This window comes from Ruegeria sp. A4 (assembly GCF_056543025.1).
In genome coordinates, this window is the sequence record NZ_JBQGAW010000001.1 from 21738 (window position 1) to 42804 (window position 21067).

Here is a 21067-nt window from a genome sequence, read left to right on the forward strand (position 1 = left end):
TTTTGGTGCCTAGCGCTTGCGCGCCTCCAGCTCGGAATTGAAAAGACGCAATCGGTGGGTAAGGTTGTCCTCATCAATGACGCTGTTGAAATTTTCGAACAGAAAAGACAGCGCTTCGCCTTCATCTAATCCTGCCTCACGGGCAAAAGCCCTGAGCTTGCGATATCCGTCCTCGGTCATGGCGACCGGGAATCGGCGGGTCAGGCGAAATCGTTTTGGCATTGTATCTCCTCCGAAAACCGGCTCCGGGGCGGGACCCCGGAACCGGAGAAAGATCAGAAGTTTGCAGCCTCCAGCGCCATGACCGTATCTGCGCCGGTTTGAATGCGCGACAGATGCAACGCCGTGGCGGGCAGACGGCGGGCCATGTAGAAGCGGCCGGTGTTGATCTTGGTCTCGTAGAACTTTTTGTCCGACGTGCCACTGTCCAGCGCTTCTTGTGCGGCCTTGGCCATACGCGCCCACATCAGGCCCAGGCAGACATGACCGAACATGTGCATGAAGTCATAGGAACCGGACAGCGCGTTGTTCGGATTTTTCATGCCTTCCTGCATGAAATACATGCCAGCCGCCTGCAGATCCTTGGACGCAGCCTTCAGCGGTTCGATAAAGGCTTTGTCATAAGCCTCGTTCTGGCCTGCGTTTTCCTTGCAGAAGGTTTTGACCATATCGAAGAAGGCCATGACGTGCTTGCCGCCATCCTGCGCCAGTTTGCGGCCAACAAGGTCCAACGCCTGAACGCCGTTGGCGCCTTCATAGATCATGGCGATCCGGGCATCGCGGGTGTATTGCGACATGCCCCATTCTTCGATGTAGCCGTGCCCACCATAGACCTGCTGCGCCTGAACGGTCATGTCGTAACCTTCATCCGTCAGGAAGCCCTTGATGACTGGGGTCAGAAGCGAGATCAGCCCGTCCGCGTCCTTGTCACCCGATCGGTGCGCTTTATCGATCATGGTCGCGCCCCAAAGGATGAACGCGCGTGCGCCTTCGGTGAAGCTTTTCTGATCCATCAGATTGCGACGGATGTCAGGGTGAACGATCAGCGGATCAGCCGGGCCATCGGGGTTCTTTACACCGGTTACATCGCGGCCCTGCAGGCGGTCTTTGGCGTATTCCAGAGCGTTCTGATACGCCGCTTCGGCCTGTGACAGGCCTTGCATGCCCACACCCAGACGCGCTTCGTTCATCATGGTGAACATAGCACGCATACCTTTGTGCTCTTCGCCCAGCAGCCAGCCGGTGGCCTCGTCATAGTTCATGACGCAGGTCGAGTTGCCGTGGATGCCCATCTTTTCTTCGATCTTGCCGACCGAGACGCCGTTGCGTTCGCCCAAAGAGCCGTCTTCGTTGACGATGAACTTGGGCACGATGAACAGCGAAACGCCCTTAATGCCTTCGGGTCCGCCGGGAATTTTGGCCAGCACCAGGTGGATGATGTTATCGGCCATGTCGTGATCGCCAGCCGAGATAAAGATCTTCTGGCCAGAGATTTTGTAGCTTCCGTCGCCCTGCGGTTCCGCTTTGGTGCGCATCAGGCCCAGATCGGTGCCGCAATGCGGTTCGGTCAGGTTCATGGTACCGGTCCATTCACAGCTGACCATTTTGGGCAGGTACTTGTTCTTCTGCTCGTCCGTTCCGTGCGCCAGAATCGCCGAGGCCGCGCCGTGCGTCAGGCCCTGATACATGGTGAAAGCCTGGTTTGAGCCCGAGAACATTTCACCCACAGCAGTGCCAAGCACATAGGGCATGTTTTGGCCGCCATACTCTTCCGGCATGTCGAGGCCAGTCCAGCCGCCTTCCTTCATCTGCTCGAAGGCTTCCTTGAACCCGGTCGGGGTGTACACAATACCGTTTTCCAACCGGCATCCTTCGGTGTCGCCGACGACGTTCAGCGGATGCAGAACATTTGTGGCAACCTTGCCGGCTTCTTCCAGAACCGCGCCGGTAAACTCGGCTTCCAGTTCGTTATAGCCGGGTATGTCCGACTGCGAGACATTCAGGACGTCGTGCAGGATGAACTGCATGTCTTTGGTTGGCGCGTTGTAAACGGGCATGTGAAGCTCCCTTAATTCATATGTCCGGATGACAGGTCGAGGTTACTCGGCTGCCTTCTTTTCCTGTTTCATCGAGGCGATGACTTTCTCGCCCCAGCGCAACTGCTCTTTCAGATCGTCGATGGCCTGCGTCAGCTCTTCGCGGCGCGCTTCCATGTCCTCCAGACGCTCGCACGCGATTTCATAGGTGCGGGTCATCTGCGTGACCTGCTGGTCGCCGACATGATACAAATCCAGCAGTTGCCGAATTTCTTCCAGGCTGAACCCAAATCGTTTGCCGCGCAGGATCAGTTTGAGCCGCGCCCGATCACGCTTGGTGAACAGACGTTTCTGGCCTTCACGGATCGGGAACAGAAGTTCCTTGGCCTCATAGAACCGCAAGGTGCGTGGCGTGACATCATAGGTCTCGCACATCTCACGGATGGTCATCACATCTTCGGTCATTCGTCATACTCTCGTCACTGGCGTCATGAGATATGAGTTGCGCAGTTGGTACGCGCTTTACAACACGCGAGTGACGTTTACGTAATCCAGACGCTGCGTCATTTCAAAGTTGACGTAACATCCGGTCACGTAAGCACGGTCTGACGCAATTTTCTTTCCGTAGCGTCATGCGGAATTTCCCGCCAAAGCTGTCGCAATTGCGGAAACACCGCGCATCTGCTTGCGCAGCTTCAGGGTGATCAATTCGATTTTTCGGATGGGGGGCGGCTATCCCAAGGACTTGGCCGTCTGGTCGCGCAGACGCTTGAGTTCGTCCATGGCTTCGTCCAGTTGCTGGCGCTGCTGCTGAAGCTCGTTCATCTGGCGATCCGCCATCTCGACGAAGGTGGCCATTTGCGCCTCATTGCCCTGATCTTCGTAGATCAAAAGCCATTGGCGGATCTCTTCCAGGGGGAAACCGAACTTGCGGCCGCGCATGATCAGCTTCATCCGCGCGCATTCGCGCGGGCCGTAAAACCGGGACCGACCTTCACGGTCCGGTTGCAAAAGTTCGATGTATTCGTAATAGCGCAGAGTGCGCGGGGTCACGTCGAACTCGGCGCACATCTCTTTGAATGACAAACGGTTGTTGGACATTCCCGATCTCCTTGTCAGCAACCTAGGCGGTCCCGATCCCAAGCGCAACAGGTGGGCTTGCCCTTTGCGGAAACAGCGGCTCATAAAGGACGGGCAGAGAACAGGACGCAAACCAATGGTCGACAAGACAGTTTTAGCCCGCCAGTTTATCGAGGCGATACCCCATGCGCGGGCATTGAACCTCAAGCTCACGCAGATCGGTGAGGGCGAGGCAGAGATCACGTTGCCCTACAATGAGGATCTGATCGGGGATCCGCGCACAGGGGTGATTCACGGTGGGGCGATTTCCACAATTCTCGACACATGCTGCGGTGCTGCTGTGATGAGCCACCCGTCGGCCCCCGGCGGGACAGCCACGATCGATCTGCGCATTGACTACATGCGCGCAGCGACACCGGGTCAGACGGTGACAGCGCATGCCGTCTGCTATCACATCACGCGGAACGTGGCGTTTGTACGAGCCACGGCTATGGACCATGACAAAGACCTGCCGGTGGCCACGGCCTCGGGGTCCTTTACGGTTGAGGGGAAATAATATGGCAAGACCTCGTCCCGAACCAATGCAGGTGGTCAAGCAGCGACGCGACGCAGCTTTGCGTGCGCTGGTTGACGGTGTCCCTTATATCCGATTTCTCAATATCAGCTTCGACCGGCGCGGGGATGAACTGACCGGCGTTCTGAACTTCGATGACAAGTTGATCGGCAACCCGTTCCTGCCTGCGATTCACGGCGGTGTAACCGCGGCATTCCTCGAAGTGACCGCTGTCATCACCCTTAGTTGGGAACATATGTTCCCGCGTATCGAAAGTGGCGAGATCGACGGAGAGGCCATTGTGACCGACCCGAATATTCGCTTTCCCAAGACCATCGACTTTACCGTCGACTATCTGCGCTCGGGCCTTCCACGGGACGCATATGCACGGGCCTTCATCAGCAGATCCGGGCGGCGGTACGCCTCGGTCCGGGTCGAAGCCTGGCAGGATAACCATGCGAAACTGTTTGCGCAGGCTTCCGGACATTTTCTGATGCCGCAACCTCCCAGAGACAAGAGCTGACCGTGCAGGACGCCTCGGCGCCCATCACGCACAGGCGGGTGCTGAAGATCGCGGTGCCCATAGTTCTGTCGAATGCCACCGTGCCGATACTGGGTGCGGTGGACACGGGCGTTGTCGGTCAGATGGGCGAGGCGGCCCCGATCGGGGCGGTCGGCATCGGGGCTGTGATCCTGTCCACAATTTATTGGATCTTCGGTTTCCTGCGGATGGGCACAACCGGGATGGCGGCGCAGGCACGCGGGGCAGGTGACACTGTCGAAACCCGGGCGCTGCTGATGCGCGGCCTGATCTTGGGGGGCGCGGCAGGGCTGTTCTTTATCCTTGCGCAGGTGGCCGTGTTTGCGGGTGCGTTCGCGCTTTCCCCGGCAAGCCCCGAAGTCGAAGCCCTGACCCGGTCCTATCTGGAAATCCGCATCTGGGGGGCGCCTGCAACCATAGCGTTATATGCCGTTACCGGCTGGCTGATCGCCGTCGAGCGTACGCGCGGCGTGTTCATCCTTCAGGTCTGGATGAACGGGTTGAACATCGGTCTAGACCTGTGGTTCGTTCTGGGCCTTGGCTGGGGGGTCGAAGGGGTTGCCATTGCCACCCTGATCGCAGAATGGACCGGTTTGGCCTTGGGGGTGTGGCTTTGCCGGGATGGGTTCGCAGATGGAATCTGGCGCAATTGGGCTCGGGTTTTCGATGCCGCCCGGCTGCGGCGTATGGTGCAGGTCAACGGTGATATCATGCTGCGATCGGTTCTGTTGACCGGATCGTTCACGACATTCCTTTTTGTTGGCTCGGATCTGGGTGACGTGAATCTGGCGGCCAATCAAGTCTTGCTTCAATTTCTTGAAATCACCGCCTTTGCGCTTGATGGGTTCGCCTTTTCCGCCGAAGCGCTGGTCGGAGGCGCAGTCGGTGCCAGAGACAGGCATCAGGTGCGTCGCGCCTCTGTCATGGCCTCGCAATGGGGTGTTGGGGGGGCGCTGTTGCTGGCTGCGGTTTTCTTCGTTGCCGGTCCGGCGCTGATCGATCTGATGTCAACTTCACCGCAGGTGCGTGAAGCCGGGCGCGAATACCTGTTCTGGGCCGCGATCGCCCCGGTGATCGGGGTGGCAAGCTGGATGTTCGACGGTATCTACATCGGCGCCACCTGGACCCGCGCCATGCGAAACGCGATGGTTCAGTCGGTGGCGATCTATGTGGTCGCTTTGTTCATGCTGGTGCCTGTCTTCGGCAATCACGGCCTGTGGGCCGCGCTGATGGTTCTCAATATCGCACGTGGTGTGACAATGGGCTGGCGCTATCCCAAGCTTGAAGCCCAGGTGGCCTAGAGCAACGTCAACAGGTTTTCCGGCGGACGTCCGATGGCGGCTTTGTCTCCGGCAATTGCAAGAGGGCGCTCGATCAGGATCGGGTTTTCGGCCATGGCACGGATCAGGTCTTCGTCGGGCGAGGTTTTGGCCAGCCCCAGTTCCTTGAACCGTTTTTCTCCTGTGCGCATCATTTCGATGGGCGGCAGCCCAAGGGCGGATTGCGCAGCGCGCAACTCGTCGATTGAAGGCGCGTCTTCCAGGTACTTTCGAACGCAGACCTGCGCACCGTTTTCTTCCAAAAGCGCCAGACCGGCGCGGGATTTGGAACAGCGGGGGTTGTGCCAGTATTCGATCACAGCCAATCCTCTCGTTTGCTGCCGACGGCTTGCGATACGGTGTCAAAACCGTCACGCGCCAGCAAGTCATCCAGCCCTTTGGCGATGTCGGCCGCCAGGGAAATGCCGCCATACACCATCGCGGTATAGAACTGCACGGCCGATGCCCCGGCACAGATCTTGGCATAGGCTTGCTCGGCATTGCTGATGCCGCCCACGCCGATCAGGGGGATTTCCCCATCCGTCAGTTTGCTCAGCCGAGCCAGCACGCGGGTGGACTTTTCAAAAAGCGGGGCGCCCGACAAACCACCATTTTCGTCTTTCTGCGCGCTGCGCAACCCGTCGCGGGACAGGGTGGTGTTGGTGGCAATCACAGCGTCCACCCCGGTTTCGCGTGCGACCTCGGCGATGTCCTGCAATTCCGCCTCGGTGAGATCCGGAGCGATTTTCAGGAAGATCGGCAGCGGGCGCGGCAGCGCATCACGTGTCTCGATCACACCGCTCAACAACGCGGTGAGAGCGGCTTTGCCCTGCAAATCCCGCAGCTTTTCCGTGTTCGGGGATGATACGTTGACGGTCGCAAAATCCAGATATTCGGCACAATGGGCCAGCACTTTGACAAAGTCGCCGGCGCGGTCTTCGCTGTCCTTGTTCGCCCCCAGATTCAGGCCGATGACCGCGTCTTTGGGGCGGTGTGCCAGCCGTTTGGCCATCACCTCCATGCCTTCGTTGTTGAAGCCAAAGCGGTTGATGGCTGCCTTGTCCTTGGTCAGGCGAAAAAGACGGGGTTTGGGGTTTCCCGGTTGCGGGCGCGGCGTGACCGCCCCGACCTCGACAAAACCGAACCCGGCGCGGGACAGCGGGGCCAAAACCTCACCATTCTTGTCGAACCCGGCAGCCAGCCCAACCGGGTTCGGCAGGGTCAGCCCGGCAACGACCGTTTTCAGGCGCGGCGTCGTTACCGGCCCGGGTGCGGGTGCCAGCCCTGACTTCAACGCCCTAATCGACATCCCGTGGGCTGTCTCGGGGTCCATGCGGTGCAGGGCGGCAAGGCCCAGTTTCTCTGTCAGTTTCATCCGAATGTCGCCCCGGCTTCACCTGAACCGCATCGGATCAGGCGCGATGTTTCCACCGCCGCCTGACGATGGATCACCGCCGCACGATAGGCCGGGTCGGTGACCATTTCCAGAAATGCATGTGCCGTTGGATAGCGGGCAATGAAAACGGCATCCCACGCCTCGTCCGCCGGGCCAATCAGGGTTGATTCAAACACCCCACGCCAAAGGATGCGCGCCCCGATACGTTCAATGATCGCAGCGGTTTCAACCCCGTAGTTCTTGTAGGCTTGCGCTCCGGTCAGGTCTGCATTCGCCAGTTCATGCGCGGGTGGGTACTGCGCCTTGGCCCGAAACTTCACCAGGTTGAGCATTTCGATCGGCTGGTCCCGATCCAATGCCTTGAAGGCCTCGAACTGGTCGCGGTCCGGGTCGATATAGGATGTCATGACATGTCCTTTGGGAACTGGTGCGCGGTGCCGTCAAACGGCAGAGGGCGTGACCAGACAACATCGCTCATCCGGATCTGGCGATAGAGATGCGGGAACAGGGCACCGCCGCGCGAGACCTCCCATTTTAGGTCGTCGCCCATCGCATCTGCGTCACAGGCCAGCAAAACCAGACCATCGACACCGGCAAAATGTTTGGCTGCGGTTTCAGCTGCTTGTTCAGCGGTGGAAAAGTGGACAAACCCGTCAGCGATGTCGATCGGAGCACCGTTCGAGGCACCTTGGTCCTGCAAGGTGGCCCACTCTTCGGCTCGGAAAATCTTGTAAATCAGCATACGGACCTGATGCCCCGCGTACGCGTTGGAATCAAGCCGGATTTCTTCTTTGACTCTTTGGCGTCATCGGCGCACGATCCCTGCAAATTAAAACAGGGAGATTCAATATGTTGACGCGTTTCCTGGCTTCGGCTGCAATTCTTGGCCTGACCGCTGGCGTGGCGGCGGCAGAATACAAGCTGACCATTCTACATACTAACGACATTCACAGTCGTATCGAGTCGATCAACAAATACGACTCGACCTGTGACGCAGAAGGCGAAGCCGAAGGTAAGTGTTTTGGCGGCGTTGCACGCCTCAAGACCATGGTAGACGCCCGACGCGATGCGCTGGCGGATCAGAATGTGCTGTTGCTGGATGCGGGGGATCCGTTCCAGGGATCGCTTTACTACACAACATATAAGGGCGCGGCAGAGGCCGAGTTCATGGAAGCCATCGGTTACGATGTCATGGCTGTTGGCAACCACGAATTCGACGATGGCCCGGAAGGTCTGGCGTCGTTCATTGACGCGGTCAGTTTCCCAGTGATCTCGGGCAATCTGGACCTGTCGTCGTCGGCCGAGTTGAAGGACAAGGTCGGCAACCATGTTGTGCTTGACGTTGGCGGTCAGAAGGTCGGCATAATTTCAGCACTGGCAACGGACACGGTTGAAACGTCAAGCCCCGGCAAGGACGTAATTTTCCAGGATGAGATAGAAAGCCTGCAGGCTGATGTAGCTGCCTTGCAGGATGAAGGTGTCAATATCATCATTGCTTTGAACCATGTTGGATTGGCCAAGGATCTGGAGATCGCAGAGCAGGTGCCGGGGCTTGACCTTGTTGTCGGCGGCCATTCGCACACGCTGCTCTCGAACACGCAGGAAGGTGCGGCTGGGTCATATCCGATGATGGTCGGTGATGTCCCGATCGTGCAGGCCTATGCCTATTCCAAATATCTGGGCGAGATCACACTGACCTTTGATGATGACGGCAACCTGATTTCAGCGGAAGGTGAGCCTATCTTGCTTGATGCGTCTGTCACGCCCGATGCGGATATCGCTGCACGCGTGGCCGAGATGGGCGCACCGATCGAAGAAATGAAGCAACGCGTCGTTGCCAACTCGGCCGCTGCAATTGAAGGCGATCGGGCGGTTTGCCGCGTACAAGAATGCGAAATGGGTAACCTTGTCGCCGACGCCATGCTGGCGCGGGTTGCCGATCAGGGCGCTCAGATTGCGATTGCGAATTCTGGCGGTCTGCGCGCGTCGATTGACGAAGGCGAAGTGACCATGGGCGAAGTGCTAACCGTGCTGCCGTTCCAGAACACGCTGTCCACTTTTGAGATCACCGGGCAGACCGTCATTGACGCGCTGGAAAACGGTGTAAGCCAGGTGGAAGAGGTCAAGGGCCGGTTCCCGCAAGTGGCGGGCCTGCGCTTTACCTGGGATCCCAGCGTAGCGCCGAACGAAGGGCGCATCATTGATGTGATGGTCGCCGAGGGTGATGGGTTCGTTCCGATTGACCCGAACAAAACCTACCTGGTCGTAACCAACAACTACGTCCGCAACGGTGGCGATGGGTATTCGATGTTCGAGGGCGATGACAAGAACGCCTATGACTTCGGTCCGGATCTTGCGGATGTAACCGCGGAATATCTGGCCGAAAACGCGCCGTACCAGCCTTATGTCGACGGACGCATCCAGCAGAAGTGACTCTGTTTTTGAAAATGAAAAAAGCCGCGTCATCATGATGCGGCTTTTCTGCTTCTGCGGATCAACTGAAATCGTATTCCGGCCAAAGTTCCGGGTCAAAGCCATCCAGCATCGGTTTGATCTGATCCGCGACCTCGCGCCACCCCCCGATTGACTTGGTCGAGATCTTGTTGCGCACCTGATCTACGCTGGCCGTACGCACCTGTCTGGTGTTCTTTTCGGGATGTACCATGGATTGGCACCAGTCAATACCGCAAAACTCGGCAACGCGCTGGCTGTGGGTCAGGGGGTCCGCCACCAGATCTTCATAGGGCATTGTCAGAATGCGGTCTCCGAACAGCTTGTCCCAATGGGACATGTAGCGGCGATACAGATTTGCTGTATGCGCGATCGCTTCAAGGTTTGAGGCGTAGTTCATGCCGCCGGCAGGGAACCGTCTGATCCATTTCGACAAACCTACATCACGCGGGTCGCGCAGCATGTTGATGATCTTGGCGTTGGGGAAGGCTGCCAAAATGAAACCAACGCGCTGAAAATTGTGCGGCAGTTTATCGACGAATGCGACAGAGCCAGCAGGAACCTGAGGCATCTGTTCTCGATAGCGAAGCGCTATCCAATTTGCAGCTTCGGCATCGAATTTCTTGTCCGCTGTGTGAAACCTGGACGACAATTCGGGCATCAACGTCAGTTCGCCGCAGCCTGCAATATCAGGTGTAGAGCTCAGCATCATCTCCATCAAAGTGGTTCCGGATCTTGGTTGCCCGACGACAAAGATCGGAACTGGCGTCTTGCTCTCGACCCCGGTGAATTCAATCGATGCGTCCGAGAAAATGCTTAGGATCCGGTTCAGTTTTTCTTCTTCAGCGGGGAAATCATATGGCAGCGTCGCGTGCTGAACAGCGTTCGCCTTTTCGAACTGAGGCATCGCTGCGGCAAGACCGTCGCTCCTCTGGATCAGGTGTGCCTTGGCAAATTCAAGTTCTTGCAAAGGCTCGTCATGCTCGGCCATGGAGTCTTCTACGGCGGCAAGGAACTGCGGAACTTCTTCTTTTGCCGACATTATTGCCACCTGCAAGAGCGCATTCGGGTGATGGGGTTTGGCTGCAAGAATATCCTCAAAAATCTTGAGCGAGCCTTTTTTGTCACCTGCCTGATGCAGATTGACGGCTTTTTGGAACGCAACGACGGTGTTTTCAGGGGCAAGTTCATACGCGCGTTGAATGTCAAGCGTACTCTCTTCGACAAAACCCATTTGATCGTAAGCCCGGGCGCGTTTCGCAAGCAATTCCGGATTGTCGGGGTCCGAAGCAAGCTTATGCGTTGTGAATTCAACGATAGACCGCCAGTTTTTCCCCTCACGCTGAATCTCGTCAATGACTCGCATGAGTTCCCGGTTGTTAGGAAATTGTTCAATCTTTTTCTCGGCATAGGCCAAAGCCCGCGCGATCTGTTCCGTTTGCATCAAGGCGTTAGCCAGATTCTCGGCAAATTGCGGATCATCGGGCTTCATCCGCGAGGCTTCAACAAAATACGGAATGGATTTCCTGTACTGCTTCATCTCGGTCAAAACGAAACCGGCGATGGCTTGGTAGTCCGAGTCCTTCGGGAATTTCTTGATACCCAGCTGGGCCTTTTTCAGCGCCTGCGGCAACTTGCCCGCATCCAAAAGGGCCATTGCTTTGCTCTTGAGGGATTGCGTTATTTGGTTTTCCATATGACCCCGTAAGATCCTGCGCCAGTATCAATGTAGTACCGGTGGTTCATTACCCATGTGCGGACGGTTTGCAATAACTCTTCCCAATGACGCGATGGCGCAGCTGTTCTCCGCGCGTCCGGCAAACGCGTTGCCGACCGTGCCGAACTTCAATGTTTGTCCGACAAATCAGGTGCATGTGGTTCGGGGTGGTGACTCGGGTCGGCGTCTGGATGCGCTGCGTTGGGGGTTCTTGCCACATTGGTACAAGACGGAAACCGCCGGGCCTTTGCTGATCAACGCCCGCGCCGAGACTTTGGCGGAAAAGCCTGCCTTTCGCGATGCCTGCCGGTTGCGTCGCTGTCTGATTGCCGCAACAGGGTTCTACGAATGGACCAAGACGGACGAGGGAACGCGCTTGCCATGGTACATCCATCGCAGGGACGGCGCCCCCATTGCCTTTGCGGGGATCTGGCAGGATTGGGGGGTGGATGAAAACCGTCAGGGCACCTGTGCCATCGTGACGACGGCGGCCAACGAAAACCTTGGCACCATCCATCATCGGATGCCCCTGATCCTCGAGCCTGAGCACTGGTCATTGTGGCTGGGAGAAGCGGGAAAGGGCGCTGCTCGTCTGATGCAGCCGGGGGCAGAGGATGTGCTGACGTTTCATCGCGTTGATCTGGTCGTGAACTCGAACCGGGCCAGCGGACCTGATCTGATCACGCCTTTGCACGAGTGAGGGCGTGCGGCCTTTTCTTTGCAGACGCGGCAAGCTAGACCATCGGCATGGCCCTGAATTTTTCTGATCTGACACAGCTTTATGCGCATGGTTTTGACACTGTCATCGATGTGCGCAGCCCGGCAGAGTTCGCTGAAGATCATCTGCCAGGCGCGATCAACCTGCCGGTTCTGAACAACGAGGAACGCGCCCGTGTCGGAACCATGTATGTACAGGAGAGCCCGTTTCTGGCGCGTAAACTCGGGGCCGCTTTGGTGTTCCGTAATGCGGCCAACCACATCGAGCAACATCTAAGCCACCACGAAGGAAGCTGGCGCCCTCTGGTCTATTGCTGGCGCGGCGGACAGCGTTCGGGGTCGTTTACATGGATGCTGCAACAAATCGGCTGGCGCGCGGATATGATCGAGGGCGGCTATCGCACCTACCGCAGGCTGGTGAATGCGTATTTGTACGATGATTCGTTGCCGCATCGGTTGGTGGCGCTGGATGGCTATACCGGAACGGCCAAGACAGAATTGCTGGCACTTTTGCAGTCACGCGGGGTGCAGGTTCTTGACCTCGAAGCACTGGCCAATCACCGAGGGTCTCTGCTGGGGGAAAGACCGGGCGGCCAGCCCAGCCAGAAAGCTTTTGAATCGGCCCTGGCAGGGGCGCTGTGTGCGATGGATACGGCGCGCCTGGTCGTCATCGAAGCGGAATCGTCCAAGATCGGCAGCCTGATATTGCCGCCCAGCCTGTGGAACGCTTTGTGCGCAGCCCCACGGGTGAACATCACGGCTCCGCTCGAGGCGCGCGCCGCCTATCTCGTTCAGGCCTATGACGACATCCTGTCTGACGGCGACCGTTTGCGGGACCGGTTGTCGCCGCTGCGCTTTCATCGCGGGCACGAGGTCGTGAATGGTTGGATGCAGCTGATCGAAGCAGGTCAAAAACAGGTGCTGACCCAGGCCCTGATGGAGCAGCATTACGACCCGGCATACGCAAAGTCGCGGCGGTCCCGTTCCGTCGAGGTTCTGGCCGATATTGAGATCGCCGTTCTAAACGATGCCGGCCTGAGCGAGGCGGCCACCCGGATCGAAACCCTGCTGGATCAGTCCTGAAGGCGCAGTTCCGGTGCATCGGTGAGCTCGCCGATTGCCATGGCCGGATATCCGGCGTTCCTGAGGTCTTTCAAGACGGTATCGGCATCCTTTGCCGCCACCGCGGCCAGCAGGCCGCCTGCTGTCTGCGGGTCGAATATCAGGGCGGCTTTGCCCTCGGCGGGCAGGGCAGGTCCTATTGCCCGGTTGTCTGCAAAAAGGGTTGATCGAACACCCTGGTCCGTCAGTTCCTGCGCGCCTTCCATCAACTCCACGGCATCCAGATCCATAATGGCCCCGCATCCGGAAGCGTCGCAGATACCTTGCAGATGTCCGGCCAGACCAAACCCGGTCACGTCGGTCATCGCATGGGCCCCGGCCAATATGCGGGCCGCCTTGCCCTGCGGCTGCGCCATGTGCCGGTAGGCTGCGGCGACCCAGGCACCGTTGGCCTGGCCTGCCATCTCGGCCGCCATAAGAACGCCGCTTCCTATGGGTTTGGTCAGGATCAGACAGTCGCCCGGTTGCCCGCCGGCCAGCGTAATCGGGGCGGCGTCGCACAGGCCGGTCAGTGTGAAACCGATTGTCATCTCGTCACCCATGGAACTGTGCCCGCCCACGATATCGGCACCGGCGTCCCGCATGACGTCTCCTGCGATCGACATGATTTCCGACATGGTACGGCGTTGCAGGGCAACAGACATGCGCGGAAGGATGATCGTTGCCGTGGCAGCCTGAGGCGTGGCCCCCATGGCCCACACATCCCCCAGGGCATGTACAGCGGCGATGCGCGCCATAAGTGTGGGATCATTGGTAAAAGCCCGCAGGTGATCTGACGTCATGACCTGCCGAACCCCGCCCATCTGAAGCAGAGCCGCGTCGTCGCCGGGCAGGGGGATGATATCCGGGCGAACGGGATCGGGCTGCGATTTCAGCGCCACCTGCAATGCTCCGCGCCCGACCTTGGCACCGCATCCGCCACACATCGGTTTTTCGCCCAGCGCCTCGACAAGCCCGGCGGCATGTGCGCGCGGCAGCGCAGGGGGTTTCATCTGCGGCAGGTTCCGGAACTTGTTCATGAAAGTCTGGTCGATGTGGTTCTTCCATTTCCACATCATCGCTCCGCTGTGGGACAACCCCAACCGCTCGCCCAGCGCTGATTTGCCGCCCAGCGAAATCAGCTTCAGGTAATCTTTCTGCGGGACGTACTTGCGCATCCGTCCAGCCCCCAGCGCCGCGCGCAGATTGTCGAACAGAACTGGTGCTTCGCGCACTGCATAAACACCGGCTTTGGGTCTGGGATTGTCCGCCAGATGGGCGCAATCACCGGCGGCAAAAACCACGGGATCGCTGGATTGCAGGTAGCTGTTTACCCGGATGAAGCCATCCTTAAGGTCCAGCCCGGTCTTTTCGATCCAGCCATACGGGCGGGCTCCGGCCGCACCTGTCACGAAACCGGCCGGGATTTTGCGCCCGTCCTGCAATGCGACGTGATCCGAAGCGATCCGGCTGATCGCGGCGTTTTCGATCACCCCTACACCAAGATTCTGCATTGCACTGCGGATCGTCTCTGCCGCTTTGGGTCTGGTGGCCGTCAGGGCAAAGGCATTGTCGATCAGCGCAACCTGCGCTGACCGCCCCTTGGCCCTGAGCGCATGAGCCATCGCCATGACCAGTTCAACCCCGGCGATTCCACCGCCGATCACGACGACCGAGGCAGGGCCGCTGCCCGCCAGATAAGCAGCCCATTCTGCCGCGAATGGTCCCAGTGGTTTGGCCGGTACGGCATGTTCCGCAAAGCCGGGCATTGCGGGCATGTCCGAAGTGATCCCAACATTGACCGACGCCACATCGAAACCTACCGGAGGACGCCCGGGAACATGGATTTCCTGACGATCGGTATCGATTCCATCGACCGCGCCCAGAATGACGCGCGCGCCTGCGAAGCGGGCCAGTCTGACCAGATCGATGTCCAGCTCCCACCGGTCATAATGCCCGGCGACATAGCCTGGCAGCATCCCGGAATACGGGGCCGTCGGGCCGGGGTTTATCACGGTCACACGCGCCCCCGGCAACGGGTCCATCCCCCATTTGCGCAGCAGCAGCGCGTGGGTGTGACCTCCGCCAACAAGAACCAGATCGCGGGTCAGGGGCAGCGGAGGAATATGCATCGGTTTCAATTCGCGCTATGATCCGGAACGTCTTCGACCTGCTCGACGGCGTGGGTGGCCCAAAGTTCATCCTCGCCGGCATCCGGCAGGTCTTCGGGTTTTTCATGCCGGTGTATGTGCCACTTTGCAATGAACAGGGCCGTGATCGGAGCGGTCAGGAACAGGAACAGAGTGATCAGCAGCTCGTGCAGGGACAGCTTTCCTTCCAGAAGAACAGAATGCACGATCGAAGCCAGAAGCACGCCGCCCACCCCCAACGTCGTTGCCTTGGTCGGGGCGTGCAGGCGGGACATCGGGTCTTTCAGCTTGATCATGCCAAAAGAGCCGACAAAGCCGAAGATACCCGAGACGATCAGGAAAAAGGCGATCAGCAGTTCCACGATGAATGTCATCCCGCCCTCATTCGATAATGTTGCCGCGCAACATGAAGCGCGCATAGGCCACGGTGGAAACAAAACCGAGCATGGCAATGATCATGGCGGCCTCGAAAAAAATCTCGGTCCCCTGATCCAACCCATATAAGATCATCAGGGCGATGGTGTTGATCACCATAGTGTCCAAGGCCAGAACCCGGGTGCCGACCCCGTCAGCGGTTATGATACGCCACAGACACATCATGATCGCCGCCCCGAAACAGGCAAATGCAAAATAAATCGCGTAGTCGATCATTCGAAAATCTCCTTCAGGCGACGTTCATAGCGCTGTTTGATCTGGTCCCGCACGGCTTCGGGGTCGGGGGCATCAAGACAGTGCACCAGCAGATTATGCCCCTGAGCTGACAAATCACAACTGACGGTGCCCGGAGTCATCGTGATGGTGCCCGCAAGAACCGTGATCGCTTCGGGTGTGCGCAGTTCAAGCGGGACGCAGATCCAGTTGGGCTGGCGGTTGTCATTGCGTTTGAACAGGATGATCCGGGCCACCGTCACGTTCGCAACAACGATATCCCAAAGCACCACCAGCATGTATTCCACGACCATTGGCCAGTTGCGAAGCTTGGGACGATCCGGCCAGTAGGGTTGCGTGACGAACGGAATGATGATCCCGAGGATCAGACCAAAGATCAAAGAATTCAGCGACGGCTTGTTCGCCAGCAGAATCCAGACAAGCGTCAGCAAAATCGTCAGGTGGGGGTGCGGAAAAATTCGGCGCAGCAGTTTCATCACTCTTCCCTTCCCAAGACGGCAGAGATGTAGTTTTCAGGCGTAAACAACTGCTCTGCGGTCTTGCTCGTGTACTCCAGGGCCGGACCCGCGAACAGGGTCAGAAGGACCAGACCTGCCACGGCCCCGAACACAGCCGTAAAAGCAAGGCCGGCTTGCGGTTCGGGGGCGGCGGCAGACGCGTTTTCGCCTTCGGCGGTTTCATCGGTCGTGACAACCTCAGCGTCGTAGCTTTTCCAGAAAATCAGCGTCCCGGCACGGGCCAGCCCGACGATGGTGACGAATGATCCAATCAGGATAACGGCCCAGACCGAGGTGGCATCGGATGCATCACGCGAAGCGTCCAGAACCAAAAGCTTGCCAACAAAGCCGGACAACGGCGGCATTCCAGCCATCGCGATGGCGCCGACAAAGAACAGGGCAGCAATCAACCCGCTTTGCGGCATCGGCGGCTTGGGGGCTATGGCCCCTCCCTGCCGTTCCATGATCAGGTCAGCAATGAGGAACAGCAACGCGGTCGCAAGTGTCGAATGGAACACATAATAAAGGGCGGCTGCCGTCGCGCCGGGCGTGAACTGAGAAATCGCGATCAGCAAAGTCCCCATGGACGCGATGGCGCAAAAGGCAACCATGCGGGCAATATGCTGCGATCCCAGAATGCCGATGGCACCGACGGCAAGCGTCAGCAGCGCCGCGGGTTGCAACCAGTCGCCAACCAGACCCTGCGTGACTTCGACGTCGGGGCCGAAGGCCAGAGTGTACATTCGCAGGATCGAATAGGCCCCTACCTTGGTCATGATTGCAAACAGGGCCGCAACAGGCAGCGGGGCGTTGGCATAGCTGGCGGGCAGCCAGAAGTGCAGGGGCAGAACGGCAGCCTTGATGCAGAAGACCAGCAGCAACAGCACCGCACCAACCCGCAGCAATGCGGTATCTTCGGCTGGGATCTCTGCAACGCGCACGGCGATGTCCGCCATGTTCAGCGTACCGGTCACGCCATAGATCGTGCCAAGGGCGAACAGAAACAGGGTCGACCCCAACAGGTTATACGCCACATATTGCACACCCGCTTTCAACCGTACCGCGCCACCGCCATGAGTCATAAGGCCGTAAGACGCGATCAACAGCACCTCGAAGAACACGAAAAGGTTGAAGGCGTCGCCAGTCAGGAAGGCGCCACAGACACCCATGAGCTGGAAATGAAACAGCGCGTGGAAATGCTTGCCCCGGTCATCCCAGCCCGAGGCGATGGCATAAAGCACGATCGGCAGGGCCAGCAGGGCGGTCAGCAGAACCATCATTGCGGACATGCGATCCAGCACCATGACGATGCCAAAGGGGGCGGGCCAGTCGCCAAGCTCGTACACCTGAATGTCCCCGCCCGAGGCCTGAGCCGTGATTGTCAGCGCAATCCCAAGCAAAGCCACGACACCCGCGACCGAGAAGATACGTTGCAGGTCCAGGTGGTATCGCAGGACCATGATGATGAAAGGGGCCAGAATCGCGGGCAGGACGATCGGCGCAACGATCCAGTGGTTCATGCGTCATCTCCCGGCGCGTCAACACTGTCCTGGGCGGTCATGTCGATATGGTCATTCTTGGCGGACAGGTATGCGCTGAGCGAGATCATCACGATCACGGCGGTCATCCCGAACGAGATCACGATGGCCGTCAGGACCAGCGCCTGTGGCAGTGGGTCGGTATAGGGGACGTCCTCGTACTTGTTCAGAACCGCTGGTGCGTTCAGCGCCAGTCGTCCGGTCGCGAACAGGAAGACGTTCACCGCGTATGTGATCAGAGACAGGCCCAGAATGACCGGAAACGTCCGACGGCGCAGGATCAGGAAGATCCCGGCAGCGGTCATGATACCGACGGCAGAGGCTACGAGCGCTTCCATCAGGCCTGCTCCTTCTCTTGTTGTTCTTCCGGAGGGTTGTCTCGCAGGGGGTTGATATCCATCGGGAATTCCTGTGCCATCCCCGGTTGCCACGCAAAGCGGGACAGGCTGTCCAATGCCAGCATGACCGCACCCAGAACCGCCAGGAATACGCCTGTATCAAACAGCATGGCGGTGGCCCATTCGAATTCCTCAAGCGGAGGCCAGTTGATGTAGCCGAAATCGCTGGTGAGGAAGGGACGTTCATTGAACCACGCGCCCAACCCGGTTGCCGCGGCGATCAGAACGCCCCAGCCGATGGTGCCGTGGTAATAGAACCTCTGCCGCTCGATGGCCCAAGTATAGCCGCTGGCCATGTATTGCATCAGATAGGCGATGGCGACGATCAGGCCGGCGATAAAGCCGCCACCGGGCTGGTTGTGCCCGCGAAAGAAGATGTACGCCCCGACCATCAGTGCGATCGGCATCATGACGCGGGTGACCACAACCATCATCAGCGGATGCGAATCCCCGGATTGCGGCCAATGCGGTTTGCGGTTCAGCAGATAGCTGCGGACATTTGTACCGAGAACGGATTCCGTCAGCGCAAAGATGATCAGCGCGGCGATGCCCAGAACGATGATCTCGCCAAAGGTATCAAAACCCCGGAAGTCGACAAGGATCACGTTGACCACATTGGTGCCGCCGCCGCCTTTGTAGGAATTGGCCAGATGGAACTCTGAAATCGTCGGGAACGCGAAATCGCGCATCATCATCGCGTAGATCAACGCACCGGTGCCAAGGCCCGCGACCACGGAAATCGCCGCGTCCCGCCAGCGCCGTGCCGCCGAACTGTCCCAGGGCGTTTCGGTCGGCAGGAAGTTCAGCGACAGCAACAAAAGGATCATTGTCACCACTTCGACCGAGATCTGCGTCAAGGCAAGATCGGGGGCCGAGAGATAGTTGAAGGCAACCGAAACGATCAGGCCGACGACACCGATCAAAACCAGTGACAAAAGACGATTCCGGTGGAACCACATAATGCCCAGCGTCGCACCCACAAGGCAGATCCAGCCAAGGATAGGAATGATCTGGGCCGGCAGCGGAACGCGGGTTTCAATGCCGATGGTTCCGGTCGAATACGCGTAATAACCCAGGCCAACGGTAAAGGCGACGAAGATGATCGCATAGCGGCTAAGGACCCCGTTGTGCATCTCATCCGTGATCCATCGGCTCAACCTGGTCAGCGCTTCTATGATTGCTTCAAAGATCTGCTTGGCTTCGGGGCGGGGCAGAGCGTTCCAGATCTGCTCACCTCGTCTGTGCAACGCCAGCAGGAACAGACCGCCCAGCGTGGCCACGACCGACATGTAAAGGGCCGGTGTGAAGCCATGCCAGAGTTTCAGCGAGTAATACGGAAGCTTCTCGCCGCCGATCACCGCGCTGGACACCACTGCGACCAATGGGCCGACAATGGCCGCGGAATAGAGGCCGATCAGGATGACAAGTACGACCAGGAACGCGGGCGCAATCCACAACCCAACGGGCGGATCATGCGGATGTGCCGGATAATCTTCCCGCTGAGGTCCAAGAAAGACGTGGCTGACGAAGCGGAAGGAATACGCGGCCGAGAACAACGCAGCCAAAAGCGCCAGCCCCGGCACCAGGTAATGAGAGTGCAGCCATGTGGTGTGCACGGTTTCTTCAAGCATCATTTCTTTGGACAGGAAACCGTTCAGAGGCGGCAGCCCGGCCATCGAGAGGGCGGCAATCGTGCCGATTGTGAAGGTGATCGGCATCAGGTGGCGCAAGCCACCCAGCCTTTTGATATCGCGCGTGCCGGTTTCGTGATCCACGATCCCGGCGGTCATGAACAAGGCGGCTTTGAACGTTGCGTGGTTGATGATGTGGAACACGGCAGCGACGGCTGCAATCTTTGTGCCAAAGCCCAGCAGCATGGTGATGAGGCCCAGATGCGAAACGGTCGAAAACGCCAGCAGCGCCTTGAGGTCGTCCTTGAACAACGCGATAGACGCGCCAATCAGCATTGTGATCAGCCCCGTCGTGGCGACGATGTAGAACCACGCATCCGTGCCGGCCAGAACCGGCCACATCCGTGCCATCAGGAACAGGCCCGCTTTCACCATTGTGGCAGAGTGCAGATAGGCCGAAACCGGTGTCGGCGCGGCCATGGCGTGCGGCAGCCAGAAATGAAACGGGAACTGCGCCGACTTGGTGAAACAGCCCAGCAGGATCAGGATCAGCGCCGGCATGTAGTAGGGTGAAGCCTGGATCAGGTCTTTGTTCTGCAAAATGACGCTGAGGTCGTAAGACCCCACGATATTGCCGAGGATCAGCATCCCGGCAATCATCGCCAAGCCGCCAGAGCCAGTGACGGCCAAGGCCATGCGCGCACCCTGCCGACCTTCGGGAAGGTGCTTCCAATAGCCGATTAGCAGGAATGAGCTGAGCGATGTAAGTTCCCAGAATATAAGCAGAAGCAAGATGTTGTCGGACAGGACGATCCCGACCATCGCGCCCTGAAACAGCAAAAGATAGGTAAAGAACTGCCCCATCGGATCTTCGCGCGACAGATAGAACCTTGCATAAAGGATGATCAGCAACCCGATGCCCAGGATCAGCAACGCGAACAAAAATCCCAAACCGTCCAGCATGAAGTTCGCGTTCAGCCCCAGCCCCGGTATCCAGTCGAACCGGGCGGTCACGACGTCTCCGCGCATCACCGCAGGGATATGGATCAACAGGCCCATCAGGGCCAGGAACGTGGTCAACCCGGCGGCGGAGGCGGCTGCGTTCCGGCCTGCCCGGATCAGCAGGGCAGGAAAAACAGCGCCGAGAAAGGGAAGGGCCGCGATAAGGAATAGGGACAAGTGCGATACTCCGGTCTGGGCGGTCAGTGTGAAGCCAATTTTGTAAGGATATTTTCCCGACTGTCCAGATATTGTAACTTTTTTACAGAGTCCT

Annotated in this window: 22 protein-coding genes; 6 read left to right on the top strand and 16 right to left on the bottom strand. The window is 58.6% G+C overall.

The features are described from left to right. Positions 1-9: 9 nt before the first annotated feature. The 4 genes from ACR0E2_RS00100 to ACR0E2_RS00115 all read right to left on the bottom strand — a co-directional run bounded on the left by ACR0E2_RS00100 (position 10) and on the right by ACR0E2_RS00115 (position 3137). Positions 10-222, bottom strand: coding sequence for a hypothetical protein (locus ACR0E2_RS00100; protein WP_152457422.1), 213 nt, complete (start codon positions 220-222; stop codon positions 10-12). A 53-nt stretch (positions 223-275) separates the two neighbouring features. Beyond that, on the bottom strand, positions 276-2057 hold the full coding sequence (locus ACR0E2_RS00105) for an acyl-CoA dehydrogenase C-terminal domain-containing protein (RefSeq protein ID WP_480444593.1): 1782 nt from the start codon (positions 2055-2057) through the stop codon (positions 276-278). A 42-nt stretch (positions 2058-2099) separates the two neighbouring features. Further along, positions 2100-2501: a MerR family transcriptional regulator gene (locus ACR0E2_RS00110; RefSeq protein ID WP_152457424.1), complete on the bottom strand. Its 402-nt coding sequence runs from the start codon at positions 2499-2501 to the stop codon at positions 2100-2102. A gap of 267 nt (positions 2502-2768) precedes the next feature. Next, positions 2769-3137: a MerR family transcriptional regulator gene (locus ACR0E2_RS00115; RefSeq protein ID WP_152457425.1), complete on the bottom strand. Its 369-nt coding sequence runs from the start codon at positions 3135-3137 to the stop codon at positions 2769-2771. Positions 3138-3252: 115 nt separating this feature from the next. Here ACR0E2_RS00115 and ACR0E2_RS00120 point away from each other — a divergent pair, with 115 nt between their 5' ends. From ACR0E2_RS00120 to ACR0E2_RS00130, 3 genes are read left to right on the top strand one after another with little or no spacing between them, the layout of a single operon-like run. Then, positions 3253-3672, top strand: coding sequence for a PaaI family thioesterase (locus ACR0E2_RS00120; protein WP_152457426.1), 420 nt, complete (start codon positions 3253-3255; stop codon positions 3670-3672). 1 nt (position 3673) lies between these two features. Then, positions 3674-4192 (top strand): PaaI family thioesterase, encoded by a 519-nt coding sequence (locus ACR0E2_RS00125; RefSeq protein ID WP_152457427.1) that lies wholly within the window; start codon positions 3674-3676, stop codon positions 4190-4192. 2 nt (positions 4193-4194) lie between these two features. After that, positions 4195-5511, top strand: a complete 1317-nt coding sequence (locus ACR0E2_RS00130) for an MATE family efflux transporter (protein WP_480444597.1) — start codon at positions 4195-4197, stop codon at positions 5509-5511. Here the strand turns inward: ACR0E2_RS00130 and arsC are convergent. Genes arsC through ACR0E2_RS00150 form a run of 4 tightly spaced genes read right to left on the bottom strand, consistent with a single transcriptional unit; the run spans position 5508 to position 7667 of the window. Next, the gene (arsC, locus tag ACR0E2_RS00135) at positions 5508-5849 is read right to left on the bottom strand and encodes an arsenate reductase (glutaredoxin) (RefSeq protein ID WP_480446163.1); all 342 of its coding nucleotides are present in this window, start codon (positions 5847-5849) and stop codon (positions 5508-5510) included. The genes ACR0E2_RS00130 and arsC overlap by 4 nt on opposite strands. Continuing rightward, entirely contained in the window at positions 5846-6904 is a 1059-nt protein-coding gene (locus ACR0E2_RS00140) for a quinone-dependent dihydroorotate dehydrogenase (RefSeq protein WP_480444599.1), read from the bottom strand. Before ACR0E2_RS00140 ends, arsC begins: the two co-directional genes overlap by 4 nt. Then, on the bottom strand, positions 6901-7332 hold the full coding sequence (locus ACR0E2_RS00145; RefSeq protein WP_480444601.1) for a DUF1330 domain-containing protein: 432 nt from the start codon (positions 7330-7332) through the stop codon (positions 6901-6903). The genes ACR0E2_RS00140 and ACR0E2_RS00145 overlap by 4 nt, the downstream gene beginning before the upstream one ends. Continuing rightward, positions 7329-7667, bottom strand: coding sequence for a DUF952 domain-containing protein (locus ACR0E2_RS00150; protein WP_171328997.1), 339 nt, complete (start codon positions 7665-7667; stop codon positions 7329-7331). The genes ACR0E2_RS00145 and ACR0E2_RS00150 overlap by 4 nt, the downstream gene beginning before the upstream one ends. Before the next feature lie 107 nt (positions 7668-7774). On the opposite strand from ACR0E2_RS00150, the gene ACR0E2_RS00155 reads away from it, so the two are divergent. Beyond that, on the top strand, positions 7775-9358 hold the full coding sequence (locus ACR0E2_RS00155) for a bifunctional metallophosphatase/5'-nucleotidase (protein ID WP_480444603.1): 1584 nt from the start codon (positions 7775-7777) through the stop codon (positions 9356-9358). A 61-nt stretch (positions 9359-9419) separates the two neighbouring features. Here ACR0E2_RS00155 and ACR0E2_RS00160 read toward each other — a convergent pair whose 3' ends face one another. Beyond that, positions 9420-11033 carry a tetratricopeptide repeat-containing sulfotransferase family protein gene (locus tag ACR0E2_RS00160; RefSeq protein WP_480444605.1) on the bottom strand — a complete coding sequence of 538 codons (1614 nt, stop codon included), beginning with the start codon at positions 11031-11033 and terminating at the stop codon, positions 9420-9422. Positions 11034-11127: 94 nt separating this feature from the next. Here ACR0E2_RS00160 and ACR0E2_RS00165 point away from each other — a divergent pair, with 94 nt between their 5' ends. Beyond that, on the top strand, positions 11128-11793 hold the full coding sequence (locus tag ACR0E2_RS00165) for an SOS response-associated peptidase (RefSeq protein ID WP_480444607.1): 666 nt from the start codon (positions 11128-11130) through the stop codon (positions 11791-11793). 47 nt (positions 11794-11840) lie between these two features. Further along, the gene (mnmH, locus tag ACR0E2_RS00170) at positions 11841-12893 is read left to right on the top strand and encodes a tRNA 2-selenouridine(34) synthase MnmH (RefSeq protein ID WP_480444609.1); all 1053 of its coding nucleotides are present in this window, start codon (positions 11841-11843) and stop codon (positions 12891-12893) included. Here the strand turns inward: mnmH and selD are convergent. From selD to ACR0E2_RS00205, 7 genes are read right to left on the bottom strand one after another with little or no spacing between them, the layout of a single operon-like run. Beyond that, positions 12884-15043, bottom strand: a complete 2160-nt coding sequence (selD, locus tag ACR0E2_RS00175) for a selenide, water dikinase SelD (RefSeq protein ID WP_480444611.1) — start codon at positions 15041-15043, stop codon at positions 12884-12886. The genes mnmH and selD overlap by 10 nt on opposite strands. Before the next feature lie 5 nt (positions 15044-15048). Next, positions 15049-15435, bottom strand: a complete 387-nt coding sequence (locus ACR0E2_RS00180; protein WP_152457438.1) for a Na+/H+ antiporter subunit G — start codon at positions 15433-15435, stop codon at positions 15049-15051. A gap of 7 nt (positions 15436-15442) precedes the next feature. After that, positions 15443-15712, bottom strand: coding sequence for a K+/H+ antiporter subunit F (locus tag ACR0E2_RS00185; RefSeq protein WP_152457439.1), 270 nt, complete (start codon positions 15710-15712; stop codon positions 15443-15445). After that, a complete protein-coding gene (locus ACR0E2_RS00190) occupies positions 15709-16206 on the bottom strand; it encodes a Na+/H+ antiporter subunit E (protein ID WP_171119435.1) in 498 nt (165 codons plus the stop codon). Before ACR0E2_RS00190 ends, ACR0E2_RS00185 begins: the two co-directional genes overlap by 4 nt. Then, complete coding sequence (locus ACR0E2_RS00195) at positions 16206-17747, bottom strand: monovalent cation/H+ antiporter subunit D (protein WP_480444613.1); 1542 nt, start codon at positions 17745-17747, stop codon at positions 16206-16208. Before ACR0E2_RS00195 ends, ACR0E2_RS00190 begins: the two co-directional genes overlap by 1 nt. Beyond that, positions 17744-18103 (bottom strand): Na+/H+ antiporter subunit C, encoded by a 360-nt coding sequence (locus ACR0E2_RS00200; RefSeq protein ID WP_152457442.1) that lies wholly within the window; start codon positions 18101-18103, stop codon positions 17744-17746. The genes ACR0E2_RS00195 and ACR0E2_RS00200 overlap by 4 nt, the downstream gene beginning before the upstream one ends. Further along, the gene (locus ACR0E2_RS00205) at positions 18103-20973 is read right to left on the bottom strand and encodes a monovalent cation/H+ antiporter subunit A (RefSeq protein ID WP_480444615.1); all 2871 of its coding nucleotides are present in this window, start codon (positions 20971-20973) and stop codon (positions 18103-18105) included. Before ACR0E2_RS00205 ends, ACR0E2_RS00200 begins: the two co-directional genes overlap by 1 nt. Positions 20974-21067: the final 94 nt, after the last annotated feature.

Coding starts and splice junctions, on each gene's coding strand:
- ACR0E2_RS00100 (WP_152457422.1), bottom strand. CDS start 222: ATGCCAAAACGATTTCGCCTGACCCGCCGATTCCCGGTCGCCATGACC.
- ACR0E2_RS00105 (WP_480444593.1), bottom strand. CDS start 2,057: ATGCCCGTTTACAACGCGCCAACCAAAGACATGCAGTTCATCCTGCAC.
- ACR0E2_RS00110 (WP_152457424.1), bottom strand. CDS start 2,501: ATGACCGAAGATGTGATGACCATCCGTGAGATGTGCGAGACCTATGAT.
- ACR0E2_RS00115 (WP_152457425.1), bottom strand. CDS start 3,137: ATGTCCAACAACCGTTTGTCATTCAAAGAGATGTGCGCCGAGTTCGAC.
- ACR0E2_RS00120 (WP_152457426.1), top strand. CDS start 3,253: ATGGTCGACAAGACAGTTTTAGCCCGCCAGTTTATCGAGGCGATACCC.
- ACR0E2_RS00125 (WP_152457427.1), top strand. CDS start 3,674: ATGGCAAGACCTCGTCCCGAACCAATGCAGGTGGTCAAGCAGCGACGC.
- ACR0E2_RS00140 (WP_480444599.1), bottom strand. CDS start 6,904: ATGAAACTGACAGAGAAACTGGGCCTTGCCGCCCTGCACCGCATGGAC.
- ACR0E2_RS00145 (WP_480444601.1), bottom strand. CDS start 7,332: ATGACATCCTATATCGACCCGGACCGCGACCAGTTCGAGGCCTTCAAG.
- ACR0E2_RS00150 (WP_171328997.1), bottom strand. CDS start 7,667: ATGCTGATTTACAAGATTTTCCGAGCCGAAGAGTGGGCCACCTTGCAG.
- ACR0E2_RS00155 (WP_480444603.1), top strand. CDS start 7,775: ATGTTGACGCGTTTCCTGGCTTCGGCTGCAATTCTTGGCCTGACCGCT.
- ACR0E2_RS00160 (WP_480444605.1), bottom strand. CDS start 11,033: ATGGCCCTTTTGGATGCGGGCAAGTTGCCGCAGGCGCTGAAAAAGGCC.
- ACR0E2_RS00165 (WP_480444607.1), top strand. CDS start 11,128: ATGTGCGGACGGTTTGCAATAACTCTTCCCAATGACGCGATGGCGCAG.
- mnmH (WP_480444609.1), top strand. CDS start 11,841: ATGGCCCTGAATTTTTCTGATCTGACACAGCTTTATGCGCATGGTTTT.
- selD (WP_480444611.1), bottom strand. CDS start 15,043: ATGCATATTCCTCCGCTGCCCCTGACCCGCGATCTGGTTCTTGTTGGC.
- ACR0E2_RS00180 (WP_152457438.1), bottom strand. CDS start 15,435: ATGACATTCATCGTGGAACTGCTGATCGCCTTTTTCCTGATCGTCTCG.
- ACR0E2_RS00185 (WP_152457439.1), bottom strand. CDS start 15,712: ATGATCGACTACGCGATTTATTTTGCATTTGCCTGTTTCGGGGCGGCG.
- ACR0E2_RS00190 (WP_171119435.1), bottom strand. CDS start 16,206: ATGAAACTGCTGCGCCGAATTTTTCCGCACCCCCACCTGACGATTTTG.
- ACR0E2_RS00195 (WP_480444613.1), bottom strand. CDS start 17,747: ATGAACCACTGGATCGTTGCGCCGATCGTCCTGCCCGCGATTCTGGCC.
- ACR0E2_RS00200 (WP_152457442.1), bottom strand. CDS start 18,103: ATGGAAGCGCTCGTAGCCTCTGCCGTCGGTATCATGACCGCTGCCGGG.